The following is a 7,553-nucleotide window of genomic DNA, read 5'->3' as shown; positions in this document are numbered from 1 at the left end:
CCCAGCTAACTGTTGACGGATCACTTCTTCTTTAACTTCCCACGCCACCTGATGGTGTTCCTTCATAAAGTTAGGAAGAAATGAGGTAGCTTTTCCACACTCGCAACATTTAAATCGATAGATTGATAGGACGTACGCCTTTAACAAGGTATACACGATTCGTTTAAAACTTCCATGTTTATGCAACATCGCCCTTGCCAAGCAATGAGGACACACCTTAGGACGCAAGTGATTAGGACAACCATGGACAAACTTTTCAATATATAACTGGACAGTCCATATTTCTTCATGTAAACTCAAATTGGTAGTAACCAATGGGAAAGAGGAAACTAGGCTGGCCGGCCAATGATGTTTCCTCTTTCTTTTATCCTTCTTTTCAGATTGTCATGCGATCTACTTTGACACATGACAACCATTATCCAACGGCAACGCCAAACAAGTCAAGAAAAAGACGCTCCTTTAACGTCAGTTAAAGTGAGCGCCCACAGTTTGTAAAACGAATCGGCAAGGGGTTTTTTCCAGTATCCCTAATGCACGGAAAAAACAGATCATTCTCTTGTTTTAATAGATTGAAATTATTGTCTTTGTCACCGCTATTCAATACGAGATCAGCAAAAGTGTTTTGATTTTTTCCGATAACTTTTTGTTCAAATTCTCCCTCATCAATGATTTTCAAAATCTCATCTTTAGTTTTCCCAGAGACACATTCGTTAATAATTCTAAATATCAGATGAAAATATCTGTTTTTTACTTTGTCAAACAACTCCATAGGACAAAAGAATCTCCTTCCAGTCTGCTGCGAGTTTTTCGGCAAGCTCAGTACTTTTCAAGACCCGAATATTTCCTGCATAGCTTCTAAGCCAGGGAATCATCTCACCACTATCACTAACCTTCAGGGAATAGTGATAGCGACCTTCCTCAATTTTCTCCATTTTCCCACCGGGTGCTTCGTTTTTAAGCTTTTCAATCAAATATCTTTCAGAGGATTCATCAATTAAGAGTTCCAATTTGATGTTTTCCGGGTCTTTTCCATCTGCCAAAGCTACACTGGACCAAGTGTATTTCATACGCTCTTTGTAATTTTTTTTATAATCTTCCCTGCTGAAGGATTCTTTTTGCAATTCAATACTCTCGATCCTATCCAGCCTTGAAATAATGCACTTACCATAATTATTGAAGGATATTAGATAAAATCTGCCATGACGTACATCATATCTTATTTTGTAAGGGGTTAGGACTTTACAGGAGTTCTTATCGGGTCTTTTCGCTGTATGATAGTAAATTTTAATCTTTCTTTCTTGATGGATTGCCTTCAGAATCTCCCAGAGGATATGTTCCTCAATTACAGGATGAAAGTGAACATACTTGTAATTAAACAAGTTAAAAGTAACGCTGCATTTTCTTTCGTACTTCAAATAATCCTGAAGTGTTTGGGCACAGAAATAACCGATAGTTGTAGGAAAAACAATATTTTTATAAAGATCAATGGCCCTGAGCAACTCTAGCAACTGGTCGTAGCTGAGTTGGTCTAATATATCAGGTGCTATAAAGTACTGTTTTGTCCTTTTCTCCGTATCACAAGAAAGAATACCGATTCCTTTAGACATTTCATTAAGTTTTCTTTCGATCGTCTTTACGCTGATTTTTTCGAAGTCTAAATGGCCATCCTCAATTAGTTCATCGACTATAGCGTTTACTGAACAAGGAGTGTTTTTTGACTGAAGGTACATCAGAATCAGTAGATACAAGTAAAGGTCTGTCCTCGTAAAACTTTTTGTCATAAAAGTATTCACAAGGAAGTTGTCTGTATGCCTTAAAAAATCGTATGTAAGGCTAATGAGTTTATACCGTCCATCTTTATCCACTTTAACATATTTCTTTTCGACGTACTGTTGAATACGTCGTATTTCATAACTTACTTTCCTTGGGCTGACATTTCTTTTAGTTTCGAGATCGTCAATCGAAAAGCATCCATATAAAAAACAGTCTCTCAGAATATTTCTAATGGTATTATAATGTTTAATAAAATCGTTAAACATAATGCTCCTTATACTATTATACTTAAAGTGTGTTCAATTATCACAGTATGACTTTCCTTGCTAATTTAATTAATGTCTTACCGGCATCGTGATATTACATAATATGTAATATCACGATAGTGTAGTCGTCAATAGTTGTAGCAGGAAAAGACCTAAGGCGGGGCCGATCCCCATAGCTATGCTTAAAGACAGACCGTAGAATCCTATCCCCTCAGCAAAACGATGTTTAGGAATAATATCGCTGGCCAAAGTTCCAGCTGCAGTGTTGCAATAGGCCCAGCCAAAACCTTGCACAAAGCGAGCCAACAAGAGCACTAAGAGAGTAGGGGCCCAGTTTAGAGCCAGAATGCTAATGAAAAAAATGGATGAACCGAATAAAAAGACGCTTTTGCGTTGACGTGTATCCACAATACGCCCAGCGAAGGGCCGAAATAACACTGCAGATAAGAAAAATACACCCATCCCCAAACCGGATAAAGCTTGCTTTCCGGTAATTGATTCAATATAAATAGGTATAGTGGGATTCAACATATAGAAACTGACATAGGAAGCAAAGTTAGCAGTAATTAATAAAAGGAATGTCTTTGTCCATAATGGCTTTTCGGGCAAAGTACGTTCTGAAATTCCGACCAGACTCACCTCCTTTATGGTTAGCAAAAATTAGTTAATAATTAACCTACATCATCAACCTCAGCCTTCAGTGCAGTAACATCTTCGCCGATGTTTTGATCATTTTTGTAGATAAATCTGAGTTGTAGAGTATTGGGATTGTTCAGCTAGTTTGCTCCCTTATCAGCTGGCTCCTGCTTCAGCTGGACCAAAATAATAGGTTGTGCAAACTTGTACCCATTTGCTGTTGCTGAGGCACTGTCAAGGATGAGTTTATACAAGATTTTATATACTAAATATTCTGCATTTTATGAAAAAACCCTCTTTTTGGGAGGCTACGGATACATACTCTTGCTAATAGTTCAACTTATATATATGCGCGAACGAAGGACTGCAAGAGCTAAACACCAAAGGCAGAGGAGCTTTATAAAAGCTCTTGCTCAGGTCGCTGAAGTACAAAAACTCACTGTCTTTGCTTTTATCCTCTTCCGAATAATATCGCCGGTAAATCATAATCCCTTCCTGTGTGGCCGATGAATGATTTCCCCATATGGGATTTAGATAGGTTGTGTAAACCCGATGATATAATTGACCTAATAATTCAGAAGTGATTGTCGCTCCTACCTCAAGCTGTAGTTTATATAACTATAATGGTATTTTATGAAAAAAACTCAAAATCTATTTCTTGCAAGCAGGTAAAACTATGTCTTTATAGAAGTATTTCTAGTAAATAAATACTAGTTCTTTTTTTGTTTTTTAATATAAAAGACACAATAAGGTTATTTATTATGGAAAACGAGGTTATGCTAAACAGTTATGGAAGAGAAAATATTATCTTTTAGAAAATATAACCCCCTCGTAGAAACCCGCTTTTACATTATTACAATGATAATTTATATATTGAGTTATTACTGTTGGCTTTATATATGGCGTGCCGATCAATGGATGAAAATATTGGGTTCGAGTTTTTTGGTTTTTGTGGTTTTGCTATGGCCACAGTCTGCCTATACTATGTTTACAAGCAAGCTAGGGGAACTGAGCGGATCTTTTGGTATTTGATATTTTTAAGTAGTTCAAGTTTTATCATTGCACAGATCTTTTGGGGTTACTATGATTTAATTCTAGAAGTTAAAGTACCTTTTCCAGGGCTTTCTGATGTTTTTTATCTATTACAACCAACACTTATTCTATTGTCAATTTTAAACATCATCTATAAAAGCGAAAACTTTTTTATTAGTTTTCGCATATTTTTGGATATTCTAATCACTATGACTGTGGTCGTAGCTCTGAGTTGGTATTATATTATCCAGCCCATATTTCTCCAAGAAGGCTCCACGCTTTTATTCAAATCAGTTGCTCTGGCATATCCTATTTCTGATTTAGGTCTGATATTTGGTGTGTTAGGCTTAAACGCAACTTCAAAGACCTTTTCCCGTAACACTCACTACACATTAGTGATGGGCTTAACACTATTTGCTATTGCTGACTCAGCATTTTTATACATGAGTTTGAATGAGTGTTATCACACTGGAAGCCTAGTCGATCCGCTATGGACCTTGGCAAGTTTACTAATAGGTTTAGCAGGTCTCTATAGCAAGAATCAAACTAGAAAAGTTGAAATAGCTGATATGATGAATGATATTCCTTATGATCCCAGTTTTACACGAAGTACGATACCTTATATTAGTATGTTTTTGTTTTTAATCGTAATCATTATAAGAATTTGGAAACTGGATAGCCTAGTTGTAGGCATGATTTTTGGAATTTTCTTAATAAGCATCAGACAAATAGTTAATTTAGTAGATAACAAACGGCTTATGTTGTTATTGGCACAATCGAATTTAGAACTTGAGGTTATAAAAAAGCTCTAGAAGATAAGCATGAATCACTTAAGCAGATAAGTGCTACAATAAAATTAGAGGCAGAAACAGATTTTCTTACTGGATTATATAATCGACGCTATCTTATTCAGAGTTTGTATAGGTTTATCGAACAGGCAAATTTAAATGATACCTTGATATTTTCTCTATTTATGCTAGACATAGACCATTTTAAGGAAATTAATGATCAATTTGGACATGAAGCTGGTGATGATGTTTTACAACAGATCGCTCAAATAATGCTGAAAAACACACGTAGTGAAGAAAAAATAAGCCGATTTGGTGGGGAAGAATTTGTTGGTTTCTTGCCCGAATTAGTTGAGAAAGAAGCTGAGATGATAGCTGAAAGAATTAGAAAACAAATTTTTGATCATATTTTTTTAATTGGCTCCCAGAATATAAAAGTTACGGTCAGCATTGGGGTTTCCCAATGGAACGTTAATAATAATGACGATGTACAATCTCTACTTAAGAGAATAGATAAGGCTTTATATAAAGCAAAGGGTAACGGTCGTAATTGTACAGTTGTTCTTTAACAGGCTTTATCACTTATAAGGAAATATTTCCATATTAACCACATTATACTACAGGCCACTCTTTTCCTGTGAAATTATCTCATATTTCTTATGACTCGATGTAATGAATAGAACTCTGGCCTGGCTAGGCCCATCGTAATTGGTATGAACCAGTATTCCATCAACATCGGAATCTCCTTTTTCTATCTGGAATCCCATTCGAGTATGAAAATTTATCTTCATTCATTCTCTTTTATCGTTATTTCCATTTCTTCCATCCATTCATCGGTGGAAATCACCTTGGAGAACTGCATAGCTTGTGTTACAAGAATCGCCCTGTGAAGTTCCTCCCCCGAAACTTTACCAGCATAGTTTGATATATCCAAAGTTCCCGTAGCATCTGATAGAAATTCTACTGAGTATCCGAGATGAGCTGCCTGTCTTGCAGTCGTGTCACAGCACATCTGTGTCATGTATCCAGATATAACAACTGTATCTATTCCCATTTCCATAAATAATTTTTCAAGTTCGGTATCTGTAAAGCTTCCAGGCAGGTTCTTATCAACAATACAAACATGTTCTTTTTTCAATAGTTCCTCATGAATGTCCCAGCCCCTAGTCCCCTTTAAAAAGGCAGTTGCATCATTTTGTAACGCTGTATGTCTGATCAAAATTACCGGAATTTCATATTTATTAGCCACATCCACAGCCTTAATAATATTATCAAAACTTCTTTTAGGATATGTAACCGGCATTCTTCCTGTAAAATATTCATATTGAACGTCAATTACCAGTAAAGCTTTTTTCATTGACAATCCCTCCAAATCTTTTGTTATAATAATTATACAAGAAGATATATTGTGCCGGGAAAGTCTTGAACTTTATTCGGTTTCATTAGAAAAGGATTTTGATAAAAATGCTTGATAAAACTGATTTGGCAATTTTAGAGCTGCTAAAAGCAAATTGTAAAGTTCATTTGAGAGATATCGGTGAAGAGGTTCATCTAACCGGACAGGCAGTTGCTAACCGTGTTTCAAGAATGGAGAGTTTAGGCGTTATTAAAGGTTACACTGTTTTGCTTGATGAAGAGTTGCTTGGGAAAACCATAACCGCATACGTCACCATCTTCATGAAAACAACTAATCATGTGGCTTTTCACGTATTCTTAAAAGATAATGAATCGGTTGTGGAAGCTAGCCGGATTAGCGGTGAAGGGTGTTACATGCTGAAAATCCAGGTTAATTCCCAGCTAGATTTAAACCATTTTCTAGATTCTGTTTTACAGTATGGAAATTACCGGATAAATATTTCTATAGGAAAAATTAAATAAGAAAAAGTAAAGGCTTTGAATACTTTACGCTCCAAAGCCCGAACACGCTTTATCAATTATACATTTTAGAGAATAATGATCAAACCCGAAGACATCCACTCACTCCAACATATCCCTCAAATATCCCAACGCCCCAATTTGGCATAATATTTTCCCCCGGTGTGTTTTACTGCAACGAACCCCCAACCCACGTTAACTCGTCACCGATGATTACCAATGAACCTCCGTCCTCATCGCGGACGGTTTGAAGGCGAGGGCCGCAAGGCCCTTAGCCTACGTCTGGCGGGGTAGAATGTAACATGGATTTTTTCCTAATATCTTGGCAATTGGCGTTGTTCAATATAATAATTCTCTACACCGATTTCCTTCATTCTATTATTTATGTAAATCTATCGTTCTCTAAGCTTGCCTTTGAATTGTTTGTCGCATGGGAACACGTCACATTCAAAACAAAAATCAATGTTACGTTCCTTGCGGCATGTTTTTGCATGGCATTCTAGGGGGCATTGAACATTATTACTTCGACAACCACCACAAGTGCCCTTGGCAAAATTACTAAGAATCTGCTCAAATTCAGTATACCCTTTAAAAGCAGGGTCATTTTCTGCTTTCATCCTCGCTAGTCCTTTGTAACCTTTCAATAACTCAGATAATTTTGAACTCAAACTTCTTATCTCGCTGTTTGGATTCGCTCACTTCAAAGGATACCAAAATGGCACCCAACGCTCATTCAATCAGAGACCACCAAGTGGTCTTTTTTCTTTTTGTGCTCAATAACTTAGGGACCACGACGGTAATATAAAAAAACTGATGGAAAATTCGGTAGAAAAATGGTAGATTTTTGTTGCGAGCAAAAAATCCATTTTCACCAAAAAACCATCAGCAAGATGAATATAACACTTAAAATATCGACCGTCAATTTAAAAAATCGTCTTCCCCAAGAAGTTCGGGCATTCAGCGCTGAGGAACTGCAGGAGTTCATAACACAGGGAACGGTCATCAAAAAGAAGAAGCAGTATCTTCTAATAATACATCATCGACAGTTCACCCTCCAATGTCCCATTCTACGTATGGACGATGGTAGTTACCAGATGATTTGGCCATCCTTTAAACTCCCCAACCGTTCATATCCTGTGTTTGTGTATCTTTATGCTGTAGCCTGGTATCTCTCCAGCGGGGA

10 protein-coding genes are annotated in these 7,553 nt (G+C 36.7%); 4 read left to right on the top strand and 6 right to left on the bottom strand.

Going from position 1 to position 7,553, the window contains the following annotated elements; all coding sequences use genetic code 11:
• The 4 genes from JL57_RS35345 to JL57_RS23515 form a co-directional block, all read right to left on the bottom strand.
• A partial coding sequence (locus JL57_RS35345; RefSeq protein WP_291300478.1) for a DUF6431 domain-containing protein occupies window positions 1-201 on the bottom strand: 201 nt, incomplete at its 3' end.
• Between the two features lie 268 nt (window positions 202-469).
• Complete coding sequence (locus JL57_RS23525; RefSeq protein WP_034144364.1) at window positions 470-769, bottom strand: hypothetical protein; 300 nt, start codon at window positions 767-769, stop codon at window positions 470-472.
• Entirely contained in the window at window positions 756-2,039 is a 1,284-nt protein-coding gene (locus JL57_RS23520; protein WP_034144363.1) for a WYL domain-containing protein, read from the bottom strand. Before JL57_RS23520 ends, JL57_RS23525 begins: the two co-directional genes overlap by 14 nt.
• 111 nt (window positions 2,040-2,150) lie before the next feature.
• Window positions 2,151-2,678 carry an MFS transporter gene (locus JL57_RS23515; RefSeq protein ID WP_291300477.1) on the bottom strand — a complete coding sequence of 176 codons (528 nt, stop codon included), beginning with the start codon at window positions 2,676-2,678 and terminating at the stop codon, window positions 2,151-2,153.
• Window positions 2,679-3,589: 911 nt separating this feature from the next.
• On the opposite strand from JL57_RS23515, the gene JL57_RS23505 reads away from it, so the two are divergent.
• Window positions 3,590-4,519 carry a hypothetical protein gene (locus JL57_RS23505; protein ID WP_034144361.1) on the top strand — a complete coding sequence of 310 codons (930 nt, stop codon included), beginning with the start codon at window positions 3,590-3,592 and terminating at the stop codon, window positions 4,517-4,519.
• A 26-nt stretch (window positions 4,520-4,545) separates the two neighbouring features.
• The gene (locus JL57_RS23500) at window positions 4,546-5,064 is read left to right on the top strand and encodes a GGDEF domain-containing protein (protein ID WP_366557081.1); all 519 of its coding nucleotides are present in this window, start codon (window positions 4,546-4,548) and stop codon (window positions 5,062-5,064) included.
• A 218-nt stretch (window positions 5,065-5,282) separates the two neighbouring features.
• On the opposite strand, the gene JL57_RS23495 is transcribed toward JL57_RS23500, so the two are convergent.
• Window positions 5,283-5,852, bottom strand: coding sequence for a cysteine hydrolase family protein (locus tag JL57_RS23495; protein WP_034144360.1), 570 nt, complete (start codon window positions 5,850-5,852; stop codon window positions 5,283-5,285).
• A gap of 107 nt (window positions 5,853-5,959) precedes the next feature.
• On the opposite strand from JL57_RS23495, the gene JL57_RS23490 reads away from it, so the two are divergent.
• The gene (locus JL57_RS23490) at window positions 5,960-6,373 is read left to right on the top strand and encodes an Lrp/AsnC family transcriptional regulator (RefSeq protein ID WP_034144359.1); all 414 of its coding nucleotides are present in this window, start codon (window positions 5,960-5,962) and stop codon (window positions 6,371-6,373) included.
• 389 nt (window positions 6,374-6,762) lie between these two features.
• Here JL57_RS23490 and JL57_RS36605 read toward each other — a convergent pair whose 3' ends face one another.
• Window positions 6,763-6,987 (bottom strand): DUF3795 domain-containing protein, encoded by a 225-nt coding sequence (locus JL57_RS36605; RefSeq protein WP_366557080.1) that lies wholly within the window; start codon window positions 6,985-6,987, stop codon window positions 6,763-6,765.
• Between the two features lie 273 nt (window positions 6,988-7,260).
• Between JL57_RS36605 and JL57_RS23485 the strand changes: the two genes are divergently transcribed.
• On the top strand, window positions 7,261-7,553 hold a 293-nt coding region (locus tag JL57_RS23485; protein WP_291300476.1), incomplete at its 3' end, for a hypothetical protein.

The sequence above is a fragment of the Desulfosporosinus sp. BICA1-9 genome, assembly GCF_000802135.1.
Note: the sequence above shows the minus strand (reverse complement) of the source record. Positions and strands in the feature narration are given on the sequence as shown.

Coding starts and splice junctions, on each gene's coding strand:
- JL57_RS23525 (WP_034144364.1), bottom strand. CDS start 769: ATGGAGTTGTTTGACAAAGTAAAAAACAGATATTTTCATCTGATATTT.
- JL57_RS23520 (WP_034144363.1), bottom strand. CDS start 2,039: ATGTTTAACGATTTTATTAAACATTATAATACCATTAGAAATATTCTG.
- JL57_RS23505 (WP_034144361.1), top strand. CDS start 3,590: ATGGATGAAAATATTGGGTTCGAGTTTTTTGGTTTTTGTGGTTTTGCT.
- JL57_RS23495 (WP_034144360.1), bottom strand. CDS start 5,852: ATGAAAAAAGCTTTACTGGTAATTGACGTTCAATATGAATATTTTACA.
- JL57_RS23490 (WP_034144359.1), top strand. CDS start 5,960: ATGCTTGATAAAACTGATTTGGCAATTTTAGAGCTGCTAAAAGCAAAT.
- JL57_RS36605 (WP_366557080.1), bottom strand. CDS start 6,987: ATGAAAGCAGAAAATGACCCTGCTTTTAAAGGGTATACTGAATTTGAG.